A 788-nucleotide genomic window follows, 5' to 3' on the forward strand; every position below is an offset into this window, starting at 1 on the left:
CGAACGACGGACGATCCCCCCGAGCCTGATCCCGATCACCGTACGAACGCTGACCACCACGGTCGTCACGACCGCGGAACCCGCCGTCCCGGTCACCGTAAGGCCGGCCGCCGGGACGGTCGTCCCGGTTGAACGACGGACGATCCCCCCGATCCCTCGAACCGTATGTTCCTCCGGAACGGCCCTCGCGTCGCTCTCCGTATCGCGGACCGTCGCCGGTGCGGCCGCCTTGGTCCATGCGTTCGCCGCGGTAGCCCCCTTGACCGCTCGATCCGCGGTTCTCGCTCTCCTCGCGGCGGCCCTCGCCGTCACGCCCGTTGTCACTGTTCACTTCTGGTCCATTCGTTTGCTCATTTGGCGAGCGCGTCCCGTCTTGGTTCATGGGACGAATCGTTGTACGGGCGGTCTCCGGCCGCGGGGTGCGCCCCGTTCGCTATCGCTGCCCCGCCCTGTCGTGGTCTGGCGCGACGAAGGCCACCCGCGGTGGGGGTGGCCCGGCCTCTCCAGCCTAGCAAGTCACTCAAAGTCCCCAGACCCTGCAGGTCCTGCAGAGAGACTCGATCACTGCCTGAGCCTGCTCCGAGAGCCGCCTCATCTTCTCTACCAGACCGTTGGGGTTGCTCCACGGTCGTCAGCGTGTTCGGGGCGAATCACTCGGTTCGGAACCGTGCGGCGACGGCCGGAGGCTGCTGCACGGAACCCCCGCCCCGCAACACCCACCGGCCGACCCCACACCCCCGCAAAAACAGAAAGGGCCGCCCCGAAGGGCGGCCCTCACACAAAAAATT

The 788-nt window shown here is 67.8% G+C and carries 1 protein-coding gene; it reads right to left on the reverse strand.

What is annotated here, in order from left to right; all coding sequences use genetic code 11:
- A partial coding sequence (locus IEZ06_RS37040) for a hypothetical protein (protein ID WP_229799188.1) occupies positions 1-324 on the reverse strand: 324 nt, incomplete at its 3' end.
- Positions 325-788: the final 464 nt, after the last annotated feature.

Origin of the sequence: Planomonospora antibiotica (assembly GCF_014647955.1) — a bacterium.
In the GTDB taxonomy this organism is placed as follows: Bacteria; Actinomycetota; Actinomycetes; order Streptosporangiales; family Streptosporangiaceae; genus Planomonospora; species Planomonospora parontospora.